Below are 26243 nucleotides of genomic sequence, written 5' to 3' on the forward strand. Positions count from 1 at the left end.
ACGTCAGCCAGGTTAAATCCGGCTTGTGCAATTTCCGTGCCTGATCCGCCTGACGTGTAATGCAGAGTGGTCATCCAATATTCCTTTTTCTGTTTCGACTGCGCCCTACCTACAGACAGCGTATATTAGCGCCAAATCACATACCGGCACGCGGTGTGAGAATCTTTGATCGTAAGTTGATAAACATCGCGACGTTCTCGCCGATAAGCCTTCGATGGGGTGTCAGGTCGCAAGAGAGTCTCGCGCCATGTGTCGGACCTGGCGTGCGCTATCTGGGGCGCGCATCGCCGCTCTTGAAGCTCCGGTCTAGCTTGAAGAAGGGCCTCGTCATGCCGGGTGCTGGGCATCGGCTTAGCCGTCAACGAAATCGGAAGCGGGACGCATCCAGTGTGCCGTACAGCCGTGCCAAGCCCCAGATGCTCCAGTGTTTCGCTATTAACGCGAATCTTTCTGGGACACCCGCCGAGAGCTTGCGATCATGATGTTCGTGCGGAAGAGGTTGGCCGGATTGGCTGCGAGGCTGGTGCAAGGCGACATATCCCGGACATCAGGGCGCGGACAAGCGGCTTGCGTACCGGCGTCTCGATGAAGCGCCAGACGAGAAAAGAGGCCAGAAGGACCCCGGCCAATACAGCGACGAATGCGGCGTCCTTCCCGACATGCGGCGCCAGCGCGTTAAGCGAAACATAGCCAATGTACTGATGCAAAAGATACAGCGGATAAGTCAACCCTCCGAGCATCATGACGGTCTTGGATGGAGCAATCATGGAGCGGAGCAGTATCGCGCCAGCGAAGACTCCGTAGACCACTAAATTGGCAGCGAGGAGGGCAGGATACGAAATGGCTGCGCCAAAGTGCTCCTGCATCCAGTTGTGAGAGAACATTATGGTCTGGCAAGACACCAGGAACGCGACGGCAAGAAGCAAGAACGCAGCCGGCGAACGACCCCTTGCAACGATGTCTTCCGCGAGGATGCCGGCGGCAAACAAAGGCGCATAGTTTGTAATAAAGAGAATGCGTATCACCGTGTTTCCAAAGAAGAACTCGTTGCTTGCCGAAATTGCGAGCCAGATGGCAGCGATGGGTATTTTCCAGCGCTGAAAGGCACCTGCAAAGATCAGCACCGCAACCCAGCCGTAGAACAGGATCTCGAGCATGATCGACCAATAGGCGCCATCCATGGATGGTCTGCCGAAGAGGCGGGCGAACATGGAAAGATTGGCTATATAGGTTGCAACATCAGTCGGGAAACGCTGGTCTTTGGCGACGACGAGAAAAACAAACGTCGCGGTCATGCAGACGAGGAATCCGGGGTAAAGCCGGGCGAAGCGGGCGACCGCGAATTCTTGCCAGCTTCGACCTTCGGCCGACCACGCGATGACGAAACCGCTGATCAGGAAAAACAGATTGACGCCGAGATAGCCATAGATGGCGTAAGGTGCTGCGGCAGGATATTCCACATCGAGACTTCCGGCGATCGCGCCGCCGAAAAGATAATGATAGAGTACGACCGCGAGGGCCGCAGCCAGGCGCAGCAGGTCGAGTGATGCCATGCGCGCCGGAATGGCCCTACCTGCCGGTTCCACAGCTACCTCCCGCAGCCGTTTCAGCTTTTGACAATCATCAGCGGCCTGATCCGCAATACCAGTGCTAAAGCGAAGACTGCAAACCGGCGGCGGGCCAAGCCTTTACCTTCTCAAGTACGAACAGCTGCTCGCAGGACAGGAACCGCAGGACGCTAAAAGAGCGTACCAGCTTGAGCCCCGCCGCCGCGAAATCCTGTCGTGCAACCGTGAGATTGACAGGATGAGGCGCCGACATCCTTCCGGTGATCATCTTCCGCAGCCTTAGCCGTATTCTCTGGAGGCGGGTGCCAAGGCCGTAGGATACGATCAGGCGACGGCTGGCAACGCGCGCGAGCTCAATGATAATGTCGCGCCTGAGATGTGGCGGGATAAGGTGAATGAGGCGAAGACAGACCACCGTATCAAAGCTTTCGTCGGCGAACGGAAGCTGCGTCACGTCACATCGGATGAATCCCCGAAAACCGGATTGACCTTCATATGCTGACTTAGCCAAGGCCATCATTTCCATTGAAATGTCTGCAGCCAGCACCCGACAATCATGCTGGCCCAGCACGCCGGCCAGCTTCCCGGTTCCGCATGGGATATCGAGCACCTGAGATGGAGGCGGGCTGCACCTCTCCAGCGCCTTGGCGATGCAGCGTTGTTCCCGTCGCGCAATGACGTATGACGCAACGGTGGACAGCTTCAACCGGCCTGCATAGCCGTTCAGGTACCAGCTCGCAAAACTCGGATCTTGATATCTCTGTTTTGTCGGGAGCTCATAGGCCGCGACTGCCGCGACCTTGGCGTTGTAATTGGCAGGTATAGCCGTATTTGCCGCTGCCGTCTGATGTGGCTCGAGGTTCTCGCTCATATGCCTGCTTTCATACGATTTCTCCTGCAGATGAGATCGAAGATTTTGTCCGACACGTTTATTGGATAGCCGACCAGGCTGCCCTATTGGCGATAGAGGGGATAAACGGCCAGTTGGCTGCGTCCATCACAGAGAAGGTTTCCAGAACGCTGGGTGTCTCGCATCCCTCGAACGGATGAGACATGGCGAACTCATGACTGCCGCGCCCTCGCGGAAGTGTGCAGGGGAATAGGGCTACTGCACAGCCCTGTCGGAGACGGAACGGTAAACGGACGGAAGGCAATCCGGAAGGGTAGTGACCCGAAACGCAATCCTTCCGTTCACGATTTTGGCGTCCGTCGATATCCCAACGTGACCACACCGTCATTCATACGGATGGCGCGGATTCCTGGCTCGTCGGCTAGACATCCCAGGAAGAGATGGGCGTTCGCTTCAGCAAATGGACATGACGTCACTGCCAGTAGGCTTCCCTCAGTCTGGATTAAAAGATGATCTTGGAGCTATTTGGGCCGTCCGGTGCTGGTAAGACGACGTTAGCGTCCGAGCTGGTGCACGTTTTGCGAGCTCAGGGCTACTGTGTTGTTTTGCAGACCGGTGACCGTCGACACCCGGTTAGAAGGGCCGCCTTCAAACTGGTTTCCGGCTTGCATTCAAAGTGGATCGGACAGCGTTCTCTCGGTGCAGAAGTGCTTAAGATTCTTCCACCCAAGAATGAGCTGTGGGCGGCTCGCCTGAACTGGCATCTTGAAGCTCTTCTTCAAGCTTGGCGCGCGGCAATAGCGTCCAATGACACGATCTCAATTTTTGACCAGGGTATGGTGCAATTCGTATGTTCACTGGTTTTGTTCAGCGGCATCACGGATCGTGAAAGGGTGTCGCGCGCGCTCGAGCTTCTACCCAAACCGGACCTGCTTGTCCGATTGCAGGCGCCAAGAGAAATTCTAGAGGTTCGGCTGAAGGAACGCCGGCGTAACCTCGGTATTATTCAGAAGTTCCTCGAAGTCGATCTGCAGAGCAGTCTTGATCATATTGACCACGTTAATCTCATTGAGGAACAACTTGGATCATTTCCGGTGCCAACAACTTGCGTCGAAAGTTTAGATTCGAACGGGCTCACAGCCGCCACAGAAATGATAGCGCGTGGAGTAATCGACAAGTTCGGGGCGGCGCGGGCGAAATTTAAAAGAGTTGAAGCTTAGAGAGATGCGGTTCTTAAAGCGTCGATAAGAAGATATCCAATAAGACGGAAAATCGAATTATTGAGAAGAAACCGCGCGAGTTGACATGACATGCGCTTTTTTCGCTACCAGACTGCCTTGGCGTTGACGTTAGCTGCTGTCAGCGCGATATCGATAGTCATCCGCGGGGCGGTGAGTGGAGAGGACGTCGCATCGACAAAGTTCGTCGCGCCGGTAGCCACGGACCTGCCGGATTACCTGCACGCCGCGAAGGATGCGGCATTTGGCACAACTTTCACCCGAATAACCAAACCCGGAATGCTCGGCGCCGGCATCGCATGCGGGAGCAAATATTGCAGCCACCGCTATTCGAGCGCCCAGGCCTGGAATTCGGATCAGAGCCTTCTTGTCATCAGCAACGGCTGCGGCGGCTTATGCTTCCTGGATGGGCGCACCTACGCTCCGCTTTTTCGCCGTGTTCGATCGATCGAATGCGAATGGCACCCTCGCGATCCCGACCTGATGATCTGCGTCGGCGGCCGGAAAATTTCGACCTGGGCGCCACGCACCAACCATGAGGAGGTCCTGTTTGTTTCGACTGACGGCAGCAAGCTCCAGTTCGGGCCATATAAAGGCAATCCAAGCCGTGACGGCAGCCGTATTGCCGTACGCGCGGTTCGCCGGGACGGCAAAGCGGTGGTCTTTGCCTACGATCTCAAACAGCGGCGGAAATTTCCGGAAATCGATCTAGCACAGCTTGTCGGGGCCAACGGCGCCTGCTCAATCTCGCCGCTTGGCGTCAACATCTTATGCATTCAGAACCTGAAAGACGACACTCAACAGACGTTCATCTTTTCTGTTGACGGCGTTCTGCGCCAGAAATGGACTGAGCATCATCGGCCTGGCCATGGCGACATGACCGTCGATGCCGACGGCAGCGAAATCTATGTGGGGATCAGTAAGTCCGATCCGGACATATACCAGGTGATCAAGCGAAGGCTGTCAGATGGGAAAGTCACCTCGCTCATGAGATATGGTGAAGCACAGCATGCGTCGCTCAGGTCGCTGGACAGACCCGGTTGGGTGTTCCTTAGCTATTCGGGCAATCCGGACGAAGTATCGAAATATCCGGCTTGGGCGCCATATGCACGGGAAGTCATCGCGTTGCGCATCGACGGCAGCGGAGAGGTCCGGCGCATTGTGCAGACGAACAACGTTCCATTCGACTACTGGAGTGAGACCCACGCCTCGCCGTCCCCGGACGGTTCACAGGTGATCTGGTCAAGCAATTGGGGAGTACCCGGCGGCCCGGTTTACGATTTCGTCGCCCGTATTGACTGGCCGGAAGGATCAGACACTGGCTCGAGAGCATTAGCCGCGAGCGGTCTTCAATAACGAAACCTTCCGGTTGCCTATGGCGATATCGCCGATCGTGCTTGCTCCATTCACGCTTTTAACGCCTCACGTTCAACTTCGCCGACATACGGGTCCGTTCATGTCGATTCATTCAAACGGACGACGACAGTGGCCAAGCCTCCACCTAGCGTGATTGTGCAGTTTGCAAGGCTTATGACACTTGCCGGAATCCTACGAATTACAGCGATGACGTCGGGTGACGGCTTGTATCGCGAAGGGCGCTCGCGTCGGAGCTCACTGTTGATGTCGCGGCCGAGAAAGGAATAGCAGATGGATTCGGATAAGCGAGCCGAAGAGAATGCCTCGTTCAACTCTGAGTTGTTAGAATGGCTGGTATGCCCAATGACCAAGTGCTCACTTGCCTGGGATTCGGATCGCGATGAACTCGTTTCGAAGAGCGCAGGACTTGCCTATCCGGTTCGCGACGGCATTCCAATCCTGCTAGCCTCGGAGGCACGGACGATCACCTCCCGCGTGGTCAAACTTCGCGCATCCAGACGATGATGGGAGCCGCGCTAAAGCAGGCGGCTTTCCGACGATAGCCAGCAATGACAGGAAAGTGTGCCGCGGAGCGCGAGCTGTCTGCGGACCCGGCTCGGCACCCGGGCAGTGGCGACCTCTTTGATGCAACGCGCGACGACCTGAACCGGCTGGGTACGGCGGCCCGTTGCCGGGACAGGGTTTGCGTCATTTAAACAGACGAGGACAGTGGCAAGACCTGCCCCTACCGTGACCATGGGCGAGATGGGTAGCGAAACCAACACCATGAAAGCAAATTCAAGGGCCGGCCACTTTGCGCGATCGGACTACAGCGAACGGTCAGGAGACGCAGGATGAATCCGCATCTCGTGTGTGTCGGAGGCGAGGATCATGCCCTGCGAATTCCGTTCCTGATGTCGCTGCGAGAGAAGGGATTTCGGGTTACCGCGGTGTCGAGCGGCGGTGAAGCCGCATTCCTGCGGCATGGCATTCCGCATCGCAGCTACGGTTTCGACCGATTTTCCAGCAGCAGCGGAGAATGGGCCGCTATCAGAACCATTCGAAAGCTGATGGCGGAACTCCGGCCGGACATTATCCAAAGCTTCGACACCAAGCCCAACCTGGTGACGCCACTTGCGGTGCGCGGGAGCGTTCCAGTCGTGCGCACTATCAACGGTCTGGGCTGGACGTTCTCGTCCCTGGAACCGCGCGCTCTTGCCCTGCGCCCAATCTTTTGCGGACTGCAATGGCTTTCGTCGTTATGGACGGCGGCTACGGTGTTCCAGAATCGGGACGATCAGGCATTCTTTGAACGCTACCGACTGATCGGACGCGGCAGCGGACGAGTGATCCGCAGTTCTGGAATCGACGTCGATGCGTTCGCCATGGCAAGGCATCTTGCCCCGTCGGCGATGAAAATGCGCGAAGAGCTTGGGCTCCAATCCGCCGAGATCGTGATTTTTGTCGGCCGGCTAACGCGCCAGAAAGGCATCCCGACACTCCTCAAGGCAGTCCCTCGCATCCTGTCGGAAAGGCCCAATGCCCGTTTCGTGCTTGTCGGGCCATTGGAATCCGAGGGCCCGTTTGCAGTGGACAAGGCGGAGATCGATCGGCATGTGCCGCATGTCATCGCGTTGGGTCTACGACGCGACGTTCCTGCCCTTCTTGGCATGGCCGATCTGTTCGCCTTTCCAACACAATACCGAGAAGGGATTCCGCGCGTCCTGCTGGAGGCAGGGCTCGCAGGATTGCCTATCGTCGCCTCGATGATGCCTGGTTGCAATGAGGTGGTCGAGGACGGATGGAACGGCTATCTCGTCCCCCCGCACGATGCGAACAGCCTTGCCTCTCGAATTATAGAGGTCCTGTCCGACCGCCGGAAGGGAACGACCATGGGCGCTCGCTCTGTCGAGCTCGTCCGGACGCAGTTCTCGCTGCCCTGGGTGGTCGAGCAATATTGCGATCTCTTCGACAATGTCCTTAGTGCCAAATCCCGGGAGGGCATCGCTCGACCGGCATCGCCGGTGTTGCTTGAAGAGCCTGCTGCAAACCGCGGATCCGGTGGAGCACGCCGATGATCCGGGACGCGATCCTGGCCTGCGGCGTTGCCATGTCGTATGCGGCGCAGCTCTCAGTTCCGGGCTTGCCCTTCGGCTATGGCGAATTGTTTCTCGCGCTTTGGATCATGCTGTCGATCGGGCGGGTGCTCGCCGGCGGTCACTTGGTCGTCAGGCCCGCCCTGATCCATGTTGCGGGCTTCTGGCTGATCATCACGCTCGCTCTGGGTATTGGAACCATCGTCGGCTACCTGACCACGGTGCTGTATCTGTCGGTGGTGATGCACGATGTCATAGCCTACCTGCTGCTGATCTGCGTCACCTGCCTGGCCGCCGCGGAGCCCGACGCGGATCGCCGTCTGCGCAGTACTGCCTGGTGGGTGGTCGCTATCGCGAACGCATGCTTTGTTGTTCAGTTGGCACTTGGATGGGGTTGGATTCACCAATCCGGCGTCGATCCCTGGTACTGGGATCGCTTCCGAGGCTGGTCAGAGAACCCCAACCAGCTCGCGCTCTATTGCGCACTCTTTGGTCCGCTCGCCTTGCATCTTGCGACGACCACAAGCAAGCCGTGGGCGAGGTTGGCCGGGCTCAGCAGCCTTATCCTGACCATCTATATCGGAAGGCTGACGAAGAGTGATGCCTATCTTTACACGACGGTCCTGGTCGGCCTGATATTTGTTGGGCTGCGGGTTCGGACATGGCTCGCAGCCGGTGACGGCAAGGTCAGCCTGTCCCGGCAAGTTACCCTTCTGCTGATGATTGGCTTCCTTCCGTTGGCAATGTCGATGACGCCTTACATCGTCACGGAGGTGGGCAGCGTCGAACAGTTCGCCTTGAGTCTTACCAAGGACAAGGGCGGCCAGGGGACCGCCGAAACCGCTGCACTTCGAATCCAACTCTGGGGAGATGCATTGGACAAGGGCCTAACGTCAGGATCCCTGGGCCTTGGTCCTGGCCCGCATCTGGAGCGCCCCCCCGTCGGCGACAGCCAGTTTCTGCCCCGACCTTTCGAAGCCCACAACACGATTCTCGATCTGTACACGCAAGGTGGTTTGGTTGCGGTCCTGGCCCTGGCCTGGATTGTCGGCGCGGCGGCTTTATGCGCGTGGCGTGCGAAGCTCGATGCCCTGTTCGTGTTGGTGGTGTCGATCGTCATTTTCGGAATGCCACATCTGATCATCCGCCATCCAATCGTGTGGTTTGCGCTTACCATTTGCCTTGTTGCCGGAACGCCGCGAACGATTTCGGCAACCTCCAGCGACCTGAGGTGATGGCATGTGTGGGATTACCGGAATTCTCCTTGCACCCGATGCCGCCAACATCGAGCCGCTCAGGGCAATTGGCCAGATGACGACGGCCCTTCGTCATCGTGGGCCTGACGGCGAAGGCTTCTGGATCAATCGCGAAGCCGGCATCGCCTTCGGCCACAGGCGTTTGGCTATAGTCGACCTATCGGAAGCAGGGCGCCAGCCGATGCATTCGGCAAGTGGCCGATATACCATTACCTTCAACGGCGAGATCTACAATTTCCGCGATCTGCGCCGCGAGCTTGAAGACGCTGGCCATCGGTTCCGCAGCGCCAGCGATACCGAAGTGATGCTGTGCGCAATCGAGAGCTGGGGTCTCGACACCGCACTGACGCGCCTCGCTGGCATGTTCGCATTTGGATTGTGGGATCTAAAGACCAGGACCCTCCATCTCGCCCGCGACCGAATGGGCAAAAAGCCGCTCTTTATTGCTGCAACGCGCGATGTGCTCGTTTTTGCCTCCGAGCTGAAGGCAATCCATCGTTTTCCAGGTTTCTGTCAAGAGCTCGATCTCGACGCGGCCGCGACAATGCTTTCGAAGGGATGGGTACCGGGTAACAGTTGCATCTGGCAAGGCGTATTCAAGTTACCTCCAGGCTCGGTTCTGTCTGTGACGGCGGCGGATTTTGCCGAGGCGCGCAGTGCCGCATCCCTTTCGCAACGCGCCCGACACTGGTGGTCGCTGCCTGAAGTCGCCGCGAACGGACGACAGAATCCGATCGCCGGCACCGACGACGAACTGACCGACAAACTCGACGACCTGCTTCGACTTGCCGTCCGGGAACGCATGATAGCCGATGTGCCGCTGGGTGCCTTTCTCTCTGGTGGCCTCGACAGCTCCACGGTTGTGGCGCTGATGCAGGCCCAATCGCCAAAACCGGTGCGCACATTCACGATCGCTTTCGGAGAAGACGGGTTTGATGAAGCTCCCCACGCCGCGGAGGTCGCGCGGCACCTGGGCACCGATCACACTGAACTCCACCTTTCAGCAGCCGCTGCGCGCGAAGTCATTCCGGAACTGCCGCGGATCTGGGATGAGCCGTTCGCCGATGAATCGCAGATACCGACTTTGCTCGTGGCGCGGCTCGCTCGCCAACACGTTACGGTGGCCCTGTCAGGCGACGGTGGCGATGAATGCTTCGCCGGTTACGCCCGTCATTTCATGGCTGCGCGGTTGAAACGACAGCATGCGCTGCCGTCGCCGCTGCGTCACGCCCTTGCTGCAGGCGTCGGATTGCTGGCCCGTGCAGCGCGTCACGATTTCGTCGGCATGCTGCCGCTTTCGGCGAGTGGACGGCACGCGCTGCGGAGCGACCGGCTGCATCGCCTCGCTCGGCTGCTCGCTGCACCAGATGAGGACGAATTGTATCGACGGCTGACCGGAGCATCGACCGGGAGCCTCGCACTCCACACGCCGCCCACATCAATTCAAGGGTCCCCCCGGCTTGATGGCCTGCTGTCCCGTCTCTTGTACGACGATATGGCCGGTTACCTGCCCGACGATATACTGGTGAAGTTGGACCGCGCCAGCATGGCCAACAGCCTCGAAGGCCGGTGCCCGCTTCTCGACCATCGGGTTGTCGAATTCGCCTGGCAGCTGCCGGCACATGCGAAGGTCCGCAATGGCAAAGGCAAGTGGCTTCTTCGTCAGCTGCTTAGCCGCTATGTTCCGCAACGGCTGATCGACCGGCCGAAGCAGGGTTTCGATGTTCCCATAGCAGTCTGGCTGAGCGGCCCGTTGCGCATCTGGGCCAGCGATCTAGTCGCCGATATACGCCTCTCCGGAGATGGGATCTTCGACTTTGCGAAGGTCGAAACCTGCTGGCGCGACCATCTTGACGGAAGTCAGGATCATTCTCGCGATTTGTGGCCCGCGTTGATGTTCCAGGCCTGGCGCAACGAGGTCGGGCGGTCCGCCGGGCCGGCAACGGGCATGTCCACAGCGCTCGAACTGACAGGAGTATGAGATGGAAGGGTCCATAGTCAGCCGAATTCACCTTCCGCGCGCCACTGACATGCACGTGCCGACGCGCGAGATCAACCCGCGCATGAGGCCATTCCTGCGCGAACAGGTCGACGCGCAGACCCCCTTCCATCAACTCCTCACTACCATTGCGAGGAGAAAATGGTTCCTGCTTGCAATGGTGATTTTGGGCGGAGTGTTGGCTGGGCTTGCGGGTTTTGTGCGTCCTGTCCTGTTCGAGGCGACCGCACAGGTGATTGTCGATGCTCCTGGCAGGAATGCGGCTCCCGGAGGCGCGGATTCTGCTCAGGAGATGCTGGATGCGAGCATTGATGACCACTTAACCATGCTCTCTTCGCAGGGGCATCTGCGTCGCGTGGTGGCAGTCCTACGCAAGACAGAGATCGGCAATATTGCTGAGCAAGGTGATATCGGTAATTCCCGCGCCGCCCCGGTAGGCGGCAACCTGCAGAACATGCGCACCTTCGCAGCCGGTCTGCTAGAAAGGATTTGGCCGCAGGGCAGGCCGGAGGCGGCCGATGCAGCCGAACTCAAGGCATTGCGGAAGGGCATGAGGGTTGGACAGGAACTGAGATCGAGGGTGATCACCGTCGGCTTCACTGACGACGATCCGGCGCGAGCCGCCCTGGTGGCCAATACGTTCGTCCAAGTATACATCGACGATCTCGCACAGAAGCGCAGGGCGTCAGACAGGCTGGAACTCGCCTCGATCGTCGCCAGCCTGCCGGTCGTACAAAGCGACCTGGCGAAAGCGACCGACCGCCTGGAAAAGTATCGACTGAGCCATGGCGCGGCCGATCAAGGTGCGGCGGATAACGCTGCCAAGGAGACAGCCGAACTTAGTCAGCAGATATCGTTGTCGAAAGCGGATCTCTCAGCGACGGAATCTCGCCTTCAGCACATCGAGGCTTTGCGAGAGGAAGGAGCATCGGTCGCGGCGCTCGCCGAAGCGATCGGGTCTCCGGTGTTGGCCGACATGGCGGCCCGCCAAGCCAACGACAATGCGGATGCGGGCCTTAGCACTGCGATCAACGGCGAGATCGAACAAGGCACTGCTCGCATTGTGGCGGAGGCGAACATCTACCGTGCCCAGATTGCTGCTCTGGAGGGGCGTAAGAATGTGCTCGATGCGGTGGTGGCCGACACAGCCGGCCGGCTTTCCGGCTTGCGTGCGCTCGAGCCGCAGGTCAGCATCCTGACGCAGCGATACAACCAGCTTCTCACCCAACAACAGGATCTGGTCCAGCGCATCGCAACGCCCTTGCCCGGGGTCTCTATCCTTTCAGCGGCCTGGCCGCCGACTAATCCAAAAACCCTGCCGCCCGTCTTTCTTATTCCGCCCGGCATGATCGTATTTGGCCTCATTGGCGGGATCTTCGTCATGGTCCGCAGCCGTCTCAATCAGACCTTGCGCGGCGGGGCCGAAGCTGAAGCCGCGCTCAGGGTTCCGTGCCTGGGGCTGATACCGGAAGCGCCCACAATACACGCGAAACGACTACAGCAGCTGGTTCTCGGCCAGCAAAACTGCAGCTACAGCCGAGCCGTCACCTCTCTCCTTGTCACGGTGACGCTCAACAAGGCGAGGGGCCGCGCGTCGCACGTCATCCTCGTAACGTCCAGCGTCCGGCATGATGGCAAGACCGAGCTCGCATGGAGCCTCGCCTTGGCAGCTACCCGACTTGGGGGACGAGTGCTTTTTCTCGATCTTGACGGCACGGGCGCCCGCCTCACGAACGAGTTTCTGAACGAATTCGGTGCGTTCAAGCCGCATAAATCCTTTGGAGACTATATGAGCGACCGTTGTCCCCTGCACGACGCGGTCACCGGGATGCCCGAAATTGGCATTGACTTCATGGCACTCGCACCATCGGAGGATTTGCTGCCGCAACTGTCCATGATCGACGGGTCTCTGGTCACAGATGAGCTGCGCTCGATGTACAGCATCGTCATCATAAATGGACCACTGGGCCTTGGAGGACCTGAGGCCAGGCTACTCACGGGCTGGGCTGACGCGGTTCTTTTCGCTGTTCGCTGGGCCAAGACGCGCCGCAGCATCGCGCGTGGTGTTCTGCAGTTGCTGACGGAGAACGAGACGGCTCAGGTCCCCGTAGGCAGCGTTCTCACGCAGGTCAATCTCAGGAAACACGCCGGCTACCGGTTTGGGGACAGCGCGGATCTCTTGCTCGAGAGAACATCATGAGTGTCACATGCGGGATTCCGCGTAACGACCGCCACGGCATTCGGCCTGTCGAGCGGAAGATAATATCGACGATCTCGCAGTCCGGAGCCGGGTCCGCGGCCAAGGGCGATCAGGGCGATGAAATGCGCGAGGCCGGCGCAAGAGACATCGACGATTGCAGCGATCCGAAGCTCGCCCGCTTCCCTGCGGCCGCCGTTGCTCCAACGAATATGGTTTTGCCGCACAAGGAGGACACGGGCAGGGGTCTCGGCTACGCCAGCATTTTCGCTCTTTTGGTCTATATCGGGGGTGCGGGCCTGACCAGCTTGGCGCAGTTGTTGATTGCGCGCATCGTCGGCTCCACCAGCTATGGCATCTATTCCTATGTTCTGGCCTGGACCTCGGTGCTTGCCTATCTTGCAACGCTTGGTTTCCATGTATCCTTGTTACGTTTCGTCTCCGCTTACAGTGCCAAGGGGCGGCTTGACCTGGTACACGGCGTAATCAGGTTTGCTCTGCAAAGGTCGCTTGCGGCAGCGACACTATTCGGCATCATTGGCGCCGCCTTGGTCTTTTTCTTTTCAGATCCTTCTCACAAGGAGCTTCAAATCAGCCAGCTGCTAGGCATGGCAGCAGTGCCTTTGGTCACCGCCTACGCGTTGGGCGCAACACTTGTTCGTGCTTTCGGCGGCGGTGTCTCGTCCCTCCTGCCGGAACGCATCGTGCGCGACGGCCTCTTGTTGACGTTGCTGGGAATGGCGGTCTTATCCCGATCATGGACCCCCAACGCACCCTTGGTGATGCAGGCGGTGCTGGCAAGTTCAGCCATCACGGTCGGCCTGGTGTTCGTCATGGCGGCAAAATTTCAGCCGCCTGGCTTGCGGCAGGCTCAGCCAGCCGACGAGTCGCGGGAATGGTGGTCCGCAGTTCCGCCAATGATGCTCATGGCTGGGCTCGATGTTTTCATCAGCCGGGCCGGGGTCATGGTGCTGGGCTGGACGCATCACATTCGCGAAGCAGGCATTTTCGCATTGGGATTGAATGTCGCCTTGCTTGTGAGCCTTTCCCTGGTTGCCGTCTCTACGATGTTTGCGCCGACAGCGGCTGCCCTTCATGCCCGAGGCGATCGGCTCGCTCTGCAGCAGCTGTTTTCACGGGCCGCCCTACTTTCCTCTGGTGGGGCTCTAACGATGGCCATCCCGATGCTTGCGATTATTGAACCTCTGTTGAGCTGGTTCGGCGGGGATTTCAGTACCGCGGCACCCGTCGCGCGGATACTCATTCTCGGATATGTCTTTGTCGCGCTGTGCGGCCCCCAGATGCTCCTCTTGATGATGACCGGAAACGAATGGGCGGCAGCCGTAACCATGATCGTCGGCGCTGCGGCCAGTGTCATAGGCTGTGCCACAGGAATTGCGCTCTACGGCGCGCCGGGCGCCGCAATCGGCCTCGCGCTTGCGTTGGCGATTTGGAATGTGGCGATGTCGATCTACATCAGCAAACGGCTGAAAATTATCCCTGGGCTGATCTTTGCGCTAACATCGTTCAGAACGCACGCAGTCGAAGGCCAGCCGCGACATTGGTTCCTGCGCTGATCTGAGACCGTCGCCCCGATACGCGACGACATCAGCGTTCAGGAATTTCGAGTCCAGGGTTGTGTCGGATAGAGGCTGGCGAGGGCGGCTTTCTGGCCGACGCGTTACGCGGCGAGTGACAGATCATCGCCCGACAGGCCGCGCGGCCTACACGGTGGCCTCATCATTCACCAACGTCTGTTGCCGTATGCTGGCCGCGGCATCCGTTCCATGAAAGTCCCGGTACCATTCGACAAAGCGTTGCACTCCATCCTCGAGCGGTGTTGCCGGGACGAAGCCGACGGCCTGGCGAAGATCGCTGACGTCGGCGCGCGTCTCCAGAACGTCGCCAGGCGGCAACGGCACATCGACGCGAAGCGCCCGGCTTCCAAGAGCGGTCTCGATGATCGAAATCAGCCGGTTGATCTCCTCGGGCCGGTCGTTGCCGATATTGTAGACGCGATATGGCGCGGAACTTGTGGCAGGGTCGGCGGTGCAAGGGTCCCAATTCGGATCTGGCCGCGGTGGTGCGGCAAGTGCTCGAACCACGCCCTCAGCGATATCGTCGATGTAGGTGAAATCCCGCCACACGCGGCCGGCATTGGCTACTTGAATTGGTTTGCCCTCGACGATCGCGCGCGTGAACAAGTAGACCGCCATGTCGGGCCTGCCCCAAGGGCCGTAAACGGTGAAGAAGCGCAGTCCGGTCACGGGCAGGCCGAACAAATGGCTGTATGAATGCGCCATGAATTCGTTCGAACGCTTGGTGGCGGCGTAGAAGCTGACGGGATGATCGGCGCCGTGGTGTTCGGAAAACGGTACGGTTCGATTCAAGCCGTAGACGGAGCTCGAAGAGGCGTAGACGAGATGACTGACGCTGTGATGCCGGCAGCCCTCAAGGACGTTGAGAAACGCCACTACGTTCGATTGCACATAGGCGTGCGGGTCAACAAGTGAATGACGCACGCCGGCCTGAGCCGCGAGATGGACAAAGTGTGACGGGCGAACGTTTGAAAACAGCAACTGAACGCGCGCGGCATCGGCCAGATCCATTCGCACCGGCGTGAATTTCGCCTCGCTACAGAGGCGTGCAAATCGCGCTTCCTTGAGCCGCAGATCGTAGTAGGGCGTGAAATTGTCGACGCCCACGACTTTGATACCGAGACGCAAAAGCCGTGAGGCCACGTGAAAACCAATGAAGCCTGCGGCGCCGGTGACAACGATCGGTCCTGTCCGTGCAAGTTTCTGCACCGCGCGGTCCGAACGGGATCGAGCGATTTCCATCTTCTCCGCTGCGGCAAGGACAGACTCGCTGCATAGATCGTTGTCCACTTGTCGCCTTTCGAATCCGTTCGACGGTACCGAATAGCCGGTCCGGGATTGCGGCTTTCGATATTTACGCTGGCGCATAGAACCTAGTGGAGTGCGCAATCCGGTGCACGACCTGCCAAGTCATGACACGCCAACTTGCGTGGTTTTGAATTCCGGGCGGCTGCCGACGTCCGGCGATTGGATCTAAGTGGCAGGCCCTTACGGCAGGACCGAAATACGCCCAAGAAGGGCCACCAGTTCCGCCTGGCGTTTTGTTTCGGTCTTGGCGAACAGCGAGGCAAGCTGGGAACGGATCGTGGTGCGGCTGAGACGCCAGCTGCGGGCGATCTCCAAAGGTGCGTCGCCCTGGGCCAAGCGCAAGGCGAGGTGCGTTTCTGCGCTCGTCAGGCCAAACATTCTTTGCAGCGTGCGAGGATTTGGCCCCGACCTGTTGTCGCGATCCAGCAACGCCACAATGCTCGTCCCCTCGGGAGCGATAACGCCGTTCTCGTTCAGTATCACCGGTCGGTCGCCCCTGCTGCGGATCACCACCCAAGACAACGAGCCCGGCAGGAATTGGCCCGGAACATTCGCGATCAGCCGCCTTAGGGCGGCCGTAAGTCCGCTCGCCGTGTCGGCCGCTTCGCCCTGGCGCTCAAGCGTGGTTTGGGCGGCTGCGTTCCACTCGACTACTTTTCTTTCGCGATTCAGCACGAGATAGCCACAGCCAATGCGATCAAGCACGCCGGTTATGGATTCCAGACTGCGGCCTTTTTGTTCGCCGAACCTTGCGTCCAATGGATCCGATGCGCGATCAGGAAGGTGACCAGAAGAGGGCCGCGTATTCCGCGCTTCAAAATCATACTTGGTCCTCGTTGCAATGTACCGATTGCTCGAAGAAGCATCGACCTGTCTATCGATCAGATTCATTTTCTACCCCTAACCCAAAGTTTCACACGCCCGAAATAAGTATTCGGGATTCATGTAGTCTTCTATGTGTCGCTGGATTCTAGTCTTCTATGCGCTGACGGATGATATGTTCATCACCACCTTGAAAACTTAATATGATCCGACAGTTCTAAGGCAGCTCCTAGGCCCCGCTGCGTCCGATAAAATGCGCGCTATGATAGCGGTGTGGCAATCCGGCAGTGGTACTAAGCTGTACGTTTTTTGCTCTAGTCTCGACGGGCTAGTCAGAAGGTTGTAGTCTGTGTCCATGAGCTCGCAGTCGCGCAGGTCGAATTCGAACCCGTCGGGCAGATTGCTAACTCATATTGCCTCTGCATCGGTGTTAGCTGCCACACTGATATTTGAAATAAAATCGTCAGCCTATATTGGGCAAGGCGCCAGTTTTCTGGAATTTATTCCGGCTATTATTATTATCGCCTATCTCGAAGACCGCGTACCGGCGCTCGCTGCGACCATTCTGATGGTGGCTGTCGGGCTGTGGGCACGAGGACACGATCAGATTTCAAGTGGAGATTGGGCACGGGCAATCCTGCTTCTGGTTTCGGGCGGGGTGATTGCCATGACCTTCCATCGCCTTAGGCAGGACTTGCGTGAGTTGCTGGAAGTCGCGGAGGCCAGGCTCGCTGCCGTCGAGGCGACCGAAAGCCGCTATCGTTGGGCCTTCGAACGTGCTGCCCTGGGATTCGCGAACACCAACGAGAAAGGTGAGTTGCTGCAGTCCAACAAACGCCTTTGTGAGATGACCGGGTACAAGGAGGAGGAGCTTGCCCAATTGCAGCTCGATACGCTCACCCATCCGAACGACCGGCACACCTTGGCGCAATTGTTGGCGAGGCTGGGCAATGACATCTCTTCGTTCGTTTCCGAGGTCCGTCTGTCAAGAAAGGACGGTACGGCCTTCTGGGCTCGGCTAACGCTTTCTTCGTCCGTACCCAAGGGGGGGCTCTCGGAGAGCATCTTCGTGGTGGTCGACGATATTTCGGAACGACGCGCTGTTCACGAAGCGCTTCGGGCTCAGAAGGAATGGCTGGACCTCGCTCTGTCTGCTGGACGCTTGGCTACGTGGCGCATCGACCTTAAAAACGGGACAGTCACGGGCTCGGACACGTTCTGGGACATTCTCGGCCTGGCCCGGGCCAATAGCCGCAGTTTGGAGGAACTGTCAGCTGTCGTTCATCCGGCGGACTGGCCAAAGCTGGCGGCATCGAGAAAGGCCGCACCATCGGTCACGAATTACGATGTTGAGATACGCGTCCGCCGACCGGACGGACATATCCGCTGGGTTGCGCTGCGCGGAAGGGAGGAAAGACATGATGATGGTGGACAGCGGCTTGGAGTGGCTGCCGACCTGAGCGAGAGACGACAAACCACGCTGCTGCGCGCCGCGGCAAAGAAGCGGGAGCGCATCATGCTCGAACAGCGTCACAGATTCGGCAATGTTTTCGCGGTGATCACGGCGCTCGTGAAGATGGTCGATGTTCCCGGAAACAACGTCGCCAAATACAAGGAAATGCTGATCGACCGGATACGCGCGCTCGAGGCAACCCATCTGCTTCTTTCACGCAACGGCAGCGTATCGGGGGCGATAAACGATCTCGTTGCGCAAGAATTGCACCCATATATTGGAACACGTGCGATATCGGTCAGCGGTCCTTCCGTGGCGATGTCGGGAGGCGCCGCCGAGAGTTTTGCAATGATCGTTCACGAGCTTGCCACCAATTCCATGAAATATGGAGCGCTTGCCGATCCAAAAGGCCGGATCGACGTAAGCTGGACGTTCGCACCTGAAGAAACAGGCAGTGATATCGTGTTCGAGTGGGTGGAATCGGGGCGGCGTAGGACCTCAAGCGTAGTCCGTCATGGCTTCGGCTCCATGATAATCGGAGTGGATGGAGCGCCGCTTGTCGGTCACTCTCCCAGGCTGGAAATATCGGACCAAGGGTTGCGGTATTCGCTGCGGCTGTCACGCAAGGAAATCGGATTGTAGTGCAGTGCTCCAATCGGAAAGCAGATATCTAAAAGGCGGGTCGCGCTGAGCGGCCTTTGAGATGCGCAGGGTTCCTTCCAAGAATGTCGTTGGCCCAAAGCCGCGCTGCGGCTTTGGGATATGCAGTAATATGCGTGAGGAGTCTTGGGACGCCGTTTGCACGTCCAAAAGGGACGCGCGGCGCTCTAGCTGGCATGTCTCGAAAGCCAAGTCTTCAGCATAACGGCAGCCTCGGTCCGATTGCGTACCCCCAACTCACGCAGAACCGCAGCAGCGTGGATTTTCGTGGTCGCCTCCGCGATTTCCAGATCGCGCGCAATTTCCTTGTTTGAATAGCCTTCCGCCATCAGCTTGAGGACTTCCTTTTGCCTCGAGGTCAGCCTGCCGAGGTTGACGCCAGCGGTACGCCTCTGTGGGCCTTTGTCGTCGGAATGGGTATGCGCGTGGGTTGTTTGCGTTGCACCCGGGCGTGACAGAAGTGCAGGAACATAGATGCGGCCGGAGAGGATTTCATTGACGGCCAAAACAACCTCTTCGTCCGTCTGCGATTTTACGATGTAGCCGTGAAGCCCGATCGACAGCGCGGTGAGTATTTCCGAGCGTGAATCGTTTCCGGAAACGATCGCAAATCGCGTGTCCGGATAGGCGGACAGGATCCCGCCGAGCACTTCTTGATTGAACAGGCCCGGCATATTCAGGTCCAGGATCGCAAGATCCACGAACGATTGCTCTGCCAGCAAACTGAGCACCGCGTCGAAACAAGACGCTTCAAATATCTCTACACCTGGAATGCCTGCGGTCAGTGCCAATCGCAAGCCGCGACGATACAAGCCGTGATCGTCGGCGATGACGATTCGATACATTGAACTACCCCAACGCCTGTCTGAATGGATTGAACGGCGATGGCCTGAAAGTCGTGGCCATCCACTCGTCGATTCATCCAGCCGACGCTGCGGCACCCCCAACACCGCAAACGCCAGATTTCTAATATAATCTTAAATGACGGGAAACGCTCCTCTTTTTTTGCCCCTTGTGAGCGAAACCCGCCGAACGTCGTCGAACATACGTTCTGACCTTTTGGACAGCTGACAGACCGGTCGGTCATTCAGCAGTGCTATAGGTCTAAAGATATAGAACAGCAAAACGGCTGAATTGTTACCATTCGAATGCACGACGACATCCACCCTGAGGGCCACATACCATCCAGATGCAATGTCCGGATCAGGGGACAGTGGGGAAAACTCACCGGTCTTCTACGGGAAATCTCACCGGTTCTTCTGAGGGGACAAGAACGCGTTTCCCGGTGCTGACCAGGGCAGGATAGCCGGCCCGTGACGATAGCGTTCAGGCCGAATGAACAAGGGAGGACCAAGATGAAAGCGGTTATTCAATGTGGAGGAATGGGAACACGCCTGCGCCCCTTCACTTCGGTCTTGCCGAAGCCGCTCATGCCGATCGGCGCACGGCCGGTTCTCGAGATGCTTCTGAAATGGTTGCGACGCAACGGTATTCAGGAAGTCTATATTACAACCGGGTATCTCGGCCACTTGATCCGCACCGTGTGTGGAGATGGCTCGCAGTGGAACCTGAAAATTCGATATACGCAGGAGATGGAGCCGCTTGGCACCATCGGGCCACTGTCTTTGATCAGGGATGAACTGACGGAGCCATTCATCGTTCTCAATGGCGATGTCCTCACGGATCTAAGCCTCAGTCGATTTGTAGCAGCGCACCGTAAGCACACCGATCCAGTGACGATCGCAACAGCCTGTCGCCTGATCAAGATGGATTTCGGCGTCATCGACGAAGTCGACAATACCGTGCAGGTCTTTCGCGAGAAGCCGACGCTTTCGCATCTGGTCAGCATGGGAATTTACTGCATGAACCCGGATGTTCTGCAGTTTATCCCATCCGGCATACCCTTTGGGTTCGACGACCTGATGCTGCAGATGATGCAGAACGGCACAACCGTGCACGTGTACAAACATGAGGGTCTCTGGCTCGATATCGGGCGCGTCGACGACTTTCAGAACGCACAGACCATTTCCTGGGAAGACCAGTCGGCCTCGATCGAGGTCACTGCGACGGCTGCATGATCATGATGAAGTCACGAGCCCGGTTCCCACAGTTATCAGTCTAGGAGGTTGTGATGCTCTTGGTCAGTGCCCCGATCTTGGGTGTGCCGGAAAAGACTGCTTTGACCAAGGTCATCGACAGCGGCTGGCTGACCATGGGGGAGCAGGTACGAGCCTTCGAACAAGCTTTTGCCGACGTTCATGATGCGGAGGATTGCGTCGCGGTCAGTTCTTGCACCGCAGCGCTTCATCTCATTTTGCACGCACTTGGCATCGGACCGGGCGACGAGGTGCTGGTGCCATCCTTGACTTTCGTCGCGACCGCAAATGCGGTCCTCTATGTCGGTGCGACGCCGGTCTTCGTCGACATCGAGTCAGCCGACGTGCCGCTGATGTCGATCGTGGAAGCCGAAGCGAAATGCACGGCCCGCACCAAGGCAGTCATTCTTGTCCATTTCGCCGGCTACCTCGCCGATCGGGAACACTGGCAGAAGTTCGCCCGTGCCCGGGGGCTGCATATCGTCGAGGACGCGGCGCATGCGCCGGGCTTGAAGGAGGTGGGGACATTTGGTGCCGCGGCCGCCTTCAGCTTCTACGGCAACAAGAACATGACCACGGCGGAAGGCGGGGCAGTGATTGCCAGGGATGCTGGTCTGCTCGAGACAATCCGCCAGGCGCGTGGACATGGGATGACCACCGGGACGCGTCAAAGGCTGAACAGCCGCACCCCGCAGTATGATGTCACCATGCTCGGTTTCAACTATCGCATGGATGAACTGCGGGCTGCAATCGGACTGGTCCAGCTGCAAAATTTGCAGGAGTGGAATGAGATCAGGCGTATCCTGGTCATGCTGTATCGCCGTCTCATAGCGAAGCATTGCCCGGCCGTGACCATCCCGTTCCACGAGCCGCGGACGTCGGCCTACCACATCATGCCTATCCTTTTGCCACGTTACGCCGACAGGCAAGACGTCATCGACGCACTGCGCGCGCAAGGGATACAAACCACTATCCACTACCCGCCGGTGCACCAGATGACGCTCTATCGTGAGCTCATTCCCGGTACTCACTTACCGCGCACTGAAGATTTCGCGCAGCGCGAACTGACTGTACCGCTACATCCGCAGATCACCGCGCCATTGGTTGAATCGGTAGTCGTCGCTCTTGCCGCGGCGGTCAATAACTGCGCTCAGACAGGAACAGCCGCATGAATGCCCTGGACCTAGCCATTCATCGGTCTAACGTCTCGAGCGCCGCCCATGGGTCTGCGAGACGAGCAATCGATCTCGTCATTGCTGCGGCCGCGGCGATCGTCTTCGCCCCGCTGATGCTGCTGATTGCCGTGGCGCTGCTGCTGGAAGGCGGTCGGCCCATCTTCTTCACTCAGACCCGCGTCGGGGCTGGTGCTCGCCCATTCCGCATGTACAAGTTCCGCAAGTTCAGCGTGCAATGCGACCCCGGTGGCTTGGCGCTGACCATGGCCGACGACAGCCGCATGACGCCGATAGGACGGTTCCTCGCCGTCACCAAATTCGACGAACTGCCACAGCTTTGGAACGTCTTCAGAGGCGAGATGGCAATCATCGGGCCACGCCCGGAGAGCCTTGCCTTCGCCGATTGTTTTCGCGGGGGCTTCGAGGGTATTTTACAATACAAGCCAGGCTTGCTGGGTCCTGCCCAGGTTCTCTTCCGGCACGAAGCCCGTTTTTATCCTCGGTCCGTGGATCCGCTACTGTTCTACCGCGAGGTTCTGTTTCCTGCCAAAGCCAGGCTCGACCTTTCCTATTATCCGCAGCGCACGATCGGCTCCGATGTCGTGTGGATGGTGCGCGGGCTGCTGGCAGTGCTTGGCGTCGTGTCGCCGCCGCCGATCGGATCTTGAGAGCAGGTGGGACATCCGCGCTCTCGTGGATTTGCAAAGTCAGTGCCTCACGTCATAGGGGGAACGCTTGGGTCATGGCATACAAGGGCAGGAAAGTTCTGGTTACGGGTGCCGATGGGTTCATCGGTTCGCATCTCACCGAAGCACTCGTCCGTAGCGGTGCCGACGTCACCGCGCTGGCTCTCTACAATTCCTTCGACAGCCACGGCTGGCTGGACGATTTGCCGAACACCATACGAAGCCAGCTGAATCTCATCCGCGGCGATGTTCGCGACAGCGCGTTCCTTAACCGGATCGTGCGTGGCCAGGCGGTCGTGTTTCATCTCGCCGCACTGATAGCGATCCCGTATTCGTATGCCGCTGCCCAGTCCTATGTGGAGACCAATATCCTGGGCACGGTCAACGTTCTCGAAGCGGCGCGCCAATGGGAGACGGAGCGTGTGGTGCACACTTCGACAAGCGAGGTTTACGGCACCGCGCTGACAATGCCTATCAGCGAATCCCACCCGTTGCAGGGACAGTCACCATATTCGGCATCCAAGATCGGCGCGGACATGATGGCGGAGTCCTATGCCAGATCGTTCGACATCCCTGTGGTCATCATGCGGCCGTTCAATACGTACGGCCCGCGCCAGAGTGAGCGGGCCATCGTACCGACCATTATACGCCAGGCTCTCGACAAAAAATGCCCGGCGATCATGGTGGGAGACACAAGCCCGATCCGCGATCTTACTTTCGTGGAAGACACTGCGGCGGCGTTTTTGACCGCAGGTTCGGCCGAGCTCGAATTTGGCCATGCCTATAATGCCGGAAGCCAGCGCGCTGTGACGATTTCGGACATATTGGATCTGGTGATCGAGTTGAGTGGCTGCAAGAAACCAATCCACCGGGACGAGCGCCGCCTGCGGCCGCAGAATTCCGAAGTACGTGCCTTGCTCGCCGATTCTTCGCTCCTCGAAAGCAAGACTGGATGGCGTGCCCAGACCAGCCTGCGCGAAGGCTTGGAGCGGACGATCGGATGGTGGCAAGGGCGCCTCAGCGAAGGCCGAGTGCGACACGAAATGGGTTACATGACATGAGCTTTCGCCTGGGAGGATTGGCTCCGCTGTTGATTGCGGCCGCGGTATCGTCGGATTCGAGCCGGAAGGAGATTGTCGCCCATGGTCCTCGTTGATCGAATCCTTATTGTCGTGCTCGGCATGCTGGCTGCCATGGATACGGCTGCTGCAGCGGAAGCACGGGTCGCCTATCGACTTTCCGCCGGCGACACCGTCGAGATTGGAATTGCCTCCATCCCTGAGCGAACGCAACGTGCGGTGGTCCAGATGGACGGCACGATCGCGCTTCCCGAAGTCGGTATGGTTTCGGTGGGCGGCTTAACTCCGGCTGAACTGCAAACGCGCATGCAGACGATCTTGCCGACCAAGATATTCCACCAGCGTCTGCCTGATGGGCGGGAGCAAATGATCGTCATCAAGCCGACAGACGTGACCGCCGTGGTTGCGGAGTACAGGCCGATCTATGTGACCGGCGACGTGCTCACTCCCGGACAGCAGGCCTACCGCCCGCTGATGACGGTGCGGCAGGCGATTGCCGTGTCAGGCGGTTTCAGCCTTTTGCGGTCCCGGGCAAACCAGGTTGGCCCAGATCCGGTGGATCTGCGGCGCGATTACGAGTCGCTTTGGGGGGAATATACGAGAGATTATTTTCATAGCGCCCGCATCCGCGCCGAACTTCAGAACAAACCGACTTTCGACATGCAGCCACCACAAGGATCGCCCTTGCCGGCAAGTTTTGCGTCGGCGATCGCCCAGGCTGAAGCGGAAGGGCTGAAGCTGTCGTTGGACAACTTCCAGCAAGAGCAGGGCTTTCTGGATAAAAGCGGCAAGGACGCCGCCGCACAAACCGAGACCTTGCTCAAACGCGCGCAGGCCGAAGCGGATGGTGTGAAGGCGGACGAAGACGATCTGGCGCGCGTAAGGAAAGCGTTTGAGTCGGGAAATCTAACCAATACCCGGCTCGCCGACGTCCGGCGCGCTTTGGTTCTCTCTTCCAGCCGGGCACTCGAAACGTCGGTTGAACTTATGAGAGCACGACGTCAGCAGGACGATTTTGCCAGACAGCACGAACGCAATGACAACCAAAGAAGGATGGGTCTGCTGATCGAGTTGAAGGATACCAACGTGCGCCTTGCCGACGTCAGCGCAAGGCTTCGCGCCGCCAGCCAAAAGTTGCAGCCCACGGGAGCTGCCGCACTGCCGTTGCCGGTTGCCGGCGAGAAGATCCAGGCCGAGGTCACGATCATTCGCAGGGTCGGCGAAGAATGGCGAAAACAGCTTGCCCAAGAAGACACCGAGGTCATGTCGGGAGACACGATCGAGGTCAGGTTCAGCAGCGCTCTCGAAAATGCGGCGACCCGATAGATCGGGCCGCGTTTCGCAACCGCTTTACTGCCTGAAGGCTCTGGAAAACTGGTCGGTAAGGGGCTTCATCAAGTAGGACCAGACACTGCGCTCGTCGGTTCTTATGTGGACTTCGGCGGGCATGCCCGGTTTGAGTATTTTCTCTCCTGTCAGGCAGGTCGCTTCATTTTCGACGTCGATGCGCGCCGAAAAATAGGAAAGCTGACGCTGCTGATCCTTGATCAGATCCGCTGAGACGCGCTTGACCGAGCCTTCGCAAGCAGGTGTGGTGCCGGCGTCGAACGCCGGAAAGCGGATCGACACCTGCTGTCCAGGATGAATCTCATCAATACGCGCCGGAGGAATGGAAGCGTCGACGACAAGGTTGTCGGAATCGGGCACAATCATCATAAGCACCTCTCCGGCGCCAATCACGCCGCCGACGGTGTGGATCGAGGATTCTTGTACCGTGCCCGATTGCGGGGCACGAATGTCTGTCCTGCCGAGTTCGTCTTCGGCCACCACCTTGCGCTCACTGAGTTCGGTCTGCTTGGCTTCCGTTTCGCGAAGTTCGTTGGTCACGTCGCTCCGCATTTGTTCGTCGAGCTGAAGCACCTGCAGGTCCGTTTCACTGATGTGAGCTTGTACCTCCGCTATCGCTGCGACAAGGCGTCCCGATTCGCCGCGAGTCCGGGTCTTCTCCAGGCTGACATTGCTCAACCTCTCCTTGGACACCAACTTCTTTGCGTAGAGAGATTCGACATCTGCAAGGTTCTTGGTCAGCAGATCCAGAGACTCGTCCGTTGCAGACTGCTGCGATTTGAGGCCATCGATCTGACGTTCCAGCTGCTTCGCGCGGCTTTGCAATTGTGCCTTCTGGCCAGCCAGCGCCGCAGCACGACTTTCAAACAAGGCACGCTCGCCACTGACAAGTGCCACCACTTGCGGGTCACCCATTTGAGCCCGAAGGTCGGGCGGGATCTGCATTTCCGGCAGACCCTGGCGCTCGGCCTCCAGTCGGGCCAGACGAATGGTGGCGCGATTGAGGTCCTCGGTGATTATCTGCAGGTTTGCTCGGGTCAATGTGTTGTCCAGCCTGACCAACACGTCGCCGGCCTTCACATGATCGCCGTCCTGCGCGAAGATTCCGCCGATGGTGCCGCCGGTTTGATGCTGGACTTTTTTAATGTTGCTTTCGACCACCACGGTTGCGGGCGCAATCACCGCGCCGGCAATCTTGGTCAATCCCAACCAGAGCCCTCCGCCAAAGATCAACAGCAAGCTGGTTGCCAGGCCCAAGAGCAGATTGGCCCGGATGCCATCCGGCTCTGGCTTCGTCTCCAGCGAACGGCTTTCGCCACCGGCTGCGACGTATGACGACACCGCAACAGCAGGGCGATACCTCGCATATGCCCGGCTGCACGTTTGTGCGGCGGAACGACAATGTGCTGCCAGGCTCCGGACCAGAGTACCCCAGGGTAGATTGGCTCGAATCCCATCC

General features: G+C 58.6%; 20 protein-coding genes. 14 read left to right on the top strand and 6 right to left on the bottom strand.

The features are described 5' to 3' along the window. Positions 1 to 476: 476 nt before the first annotated feature. Together AC0L2Y_RS16675 and AC0L2Y_RS16680 are read right to left on the bottom strand one after the other, a co-directional pair. The gene (locus AC0L2Y_RS16675) at positions 477 to 1586 is read right to left on the bottom strand and encodes an acyltransferase family protein (RefSeq protein ID WP_473557862.1); all 1110 of its coding nucleotides are present in this window, start codon (positions 1584 to 1586) and stop codon (positions 477 to 479) included. A 64-nt stretch (positions 1587 to 1650) separates the two neighbouring features. Next, positions 1651 to 2439 (bottom strand): class I SAM-dependent methyltransferase, encoded by a 789-nt coding sequence (locus AC0L2Y_RS16680; RefSeq protein WP_473557863.1) that lies wholly within the window; start codon positions 2437 to 2439, stop codon positions 1651 to 1653. A 488-nt stretch (positions 2440 to 2927) separates the two neighbouring features. On the opposite strand from AC0L2Y_RS16680, the gene AC0L2Y_RS16685 reads away from it, so the two are divergent. The 8 genes from AC0L2Y_RS16685 to AC0L2Y_RS16720 all read left to right on the top strand — a co-directional run bounded on the left by AC0L2Y_RS16685 (position 2928) and on the right by AC0L2Y_RS16720 (position 14137). Further along, positions 2928 to 3638, top strand: coding sequence for an AAA family ATPase (locus AC0L2Y_RS16685; RefSeq protein ID WP_352489794.1), 711 nt, complete (start codon positions 2928 to 2930; stop codon positions 3636 to 3638). A gap of 90 nt (positions 3639 to 3728) precedes the next feature. Further along, the gene (locus AC0L2Y_RS16690; protein ID WP_473557867.1) at positions 3729 to 5012 is read left to right on the top strand and encodes a hypothetical protein; all 1284 of its coding nucleotides are present in this window, start codon (positions 3729 to 3731) and stop codon (positions 5010 to 5012) included. Positions 5013 to 5303: 291 nt separating this feature from the next. Next, the gene (locus AC0L2Y_RS16695; protein WP_352489796.1) at positions 5304 to 5537 is read left to right on the top strand and encodes a Trm112 family protein; all 234 of its coding nucleotides are present in this window, start codon (positions 5304 to 5306) and stop codon (positions 5535 to 5537) included. A gap of 329 nt (positions 5538 to 5866) precedes the next feature. Beyond that, on the top strand, positions 5867 to 7090 hold the full coding sequence (locus tag AC0L2Y_RS16700) for a glycosyltransferase family 4 protein (protein ID WP_352489797.1): 1224 nt from the start codon (positions 5867 to 5869) through the stop codon (positions 7088 to 7090). After that, positions 7087 to 8343: an O-antigen ligase family protein gene (locus AC0L2Y_RS16705; RefSeq protein ID WP_352489798.1), complete on the top strand. Its 1257-nt coding sequence runs from the start codon at positions 7087 to 7089 to the stop codon at positions 8341 to 8343. The genes AC0L2Y_RS16700 and AC0L2Y_RS16705 overlap by 4 nt, the downstream gene beginning before the upstream one ends. A 4-nt stretch (positions 8344 to 8347) precedes the next feature. Further along, positions 8348 to 10345 (top strand): asparagine synthase (glutamine-hydrolyzing), encoded by a 1998-nt coding sequence (gene asnB, locus AC0L2Y_RS16710; RefSeq protein ID WP_473557869.1) that lies wholly within the window; start codon positions 8348 to 8350, stop codon positions 10343 to 10345. A gap of 1 nt (position 10346) precedes the next feature. Next, positions 10347 to 12563, top strand: a complete 2217-nt coding sequence (locus tag AC0L2Y_RS16715; protein ID WP_473557872.1) for a GumC family protein — start codon at positions 10347 to 10349, stop codon at positions 12561 to 12563. Then, the gene (locus AC0L2Y_RS16720) at positions 12560 to 14137 is read left to right on the top strand and encodes a lipopolysaccharide biosynthesis protein (protein ID WP_352489801.1); all 1578 of its coding nucleotides are present in this window, start codon (positions 12560 to 12562) and stop codon (positions 14135 to 14137) included. The genes AC0L2Y_RS16715 and AC0L2Y_RS16720 overlap by 4 nt, the downstream gene beginning before the upstream one ends. Before the next feature lie 147 nt (positions 14138 to 14284). Here the strand turns inward: AC0L2Y_RS16720 and AC0L2Y_RS16725 are convergent, their stop codons facing one another. Beyond that, positions 14285 to 15400, bottom strand: a complete 1116-nt coding sequence (locus tag AC0L2Y_RS16725; protein ID WP_473557875.1) for an NAD-dependent epimerase — start codon at positions 15398 to 15400, stop codon at positions 14285 to 14287. 246 nt (positions 15401 to 15646) lie between these two features. Continuing rightward, positions 15647 to 16357, bottom strand: a complete 711-nt coding sequence (locus tag AC0L2Y_RS16730; RefSeq protein ID WP_473557877.1) for a helix-turn-helix transcriptional regulator — start codon at positions 16355 to 16357, stop codon at positions 15647 to 15649. A gap of 286 nt (positions 16358 to 16643) precedes the next feature. Between AC0L2Y_RS16730 and AC0L2Y_RS16735 the strand changes: the two genes are divergently transcribed. Next, positions 16644 to 18383: a PAS domain S-box protein gene (locus AC0L2Y_RS16735; RefSeq protein WP_473557879.1), complete on the top strand. Its 1740-nt coding sequence runs from the start codon at positions 16644 to 16646 to the stop codon at positions 18381 to 18383. A gap of 185 nt (positions 18384 to 18568) precedes the next feature. Here the strand turns inward: AC0L2Y_RS16735 and AC0L2Y_RS16740 are convergent, their stop codons facing one another. Next, positions 18569 to 19246 carry a LuxR C-terminal-related transcriptional regulator gene (locus AC0L2Y_RS16740; RefSeq protein WP_023675618.1) on the bottom strand — a complete coding sequence of 226 codons (678 nt, stop codon included), beginning with the start codon at positions 19244 to 19246 and terminating at the stop codon, positions 18569 to 18571. Positions 19247 to 19756: 510 nt separating this feature from the next. Between AC0L2Y_RS16740 and AC0L2Y_RS16745 the strand changes: the two genes are divergently transcribed. The 5 genes from AC0L2Y_RS16745 to AC0L2Y_RS16765 all read left to right on the top strand — a co-directional run bounded on the left by AC0L2Y_RS16745 (position 19757) and on the right by AC0L2Y_RS16765 (position 24763). Next, positions 19757 to 20479, top strand: a complete 723-nt coding sequence (locus AC0L2Y_RS16745) for a nucleotidyltransferase family protein (protein WP_023675619.1) — start codon at positions 19757 to 19759, stop codon at positions 20477 to 20479. A gap of 53 nt (positions 20480 to 20532) precedes the next feature. Next, positions 20533 to 21669 carry a DegT/DnrJ/EryC1/StrS family aminotransferase gene (locus AC0L2Y_RS16750; RefSeq protein ID WP_352490098.1) on the top strand — a complete coding sequence of 379 codons (1137 nt, stop codon included), beginning with the start codon at positions 20533 to 20535 and terminating at the stop codon, positions 21667 to 21669. Continuing rightward, positions 21666 to 22340 carry a sugar transferase gene (locus AC0L2Y_RS16755; RefSeq protein ID WP_473557883.1) on the top strand — a complete coding sequence of 225 codons (675 nt, stop codon included), beginning with the start codon at positions 21666 to 21668 and terminating at the stop codon, positions 22338 to 22340. Before AC0L2Y_RS16750 ends, AC0L2Y_RS16755 begins: the two co-directional genes overlap by 4 nt. Positions 22341 to 22414: 74 nt before the next feature. Beyond that, positions 22415 to 23419, top strand: a complete 1005-nt coding sequence (locus AC0L2Y_RS16760; protein ID WP_473557886.1) for an SDR family NAD(P)-dependent oxidoreductase — start codon at positions 22415 to 22417, stop codon at positions 23417 to 23419. 81 nt (positions 23420 to 23500) lie between these two features. After that, complete coding sequence (locus tag AC0L2Y_RS16765; RefSeq protein WP_473557888.1) at positions 23501 to 24763, top strand: polysaccharide biosynthesis/export family protein; 1263 nt, start codon at positions 23501 to 23503, stop codon at positions 24761 to 24763. Between the two features lie 24 nt (positions 24764 to 24787). Here the strand turns inward: AC0L2Y_RS16765 and AC0L2Y_RS16770 are convergent, their stop codons facing one another. Further along, positions 24788 to 26125, bottom strand: coding sequence for an HlyD family type I secretion periplasmic adaptor subunit (locus AC0L2Y_RS16770; RefSeq protein ID WP_473557889.1), 1338 nt, complete (start codon positions 26123 to 26125; stop codon positions 24788 to 24790). Positions 26126 to 26243: the final 118 nt, after the last annotated feature.

This window comes from Mesorhizobium sp. WSM4830 (assembly GCF_055811495.1).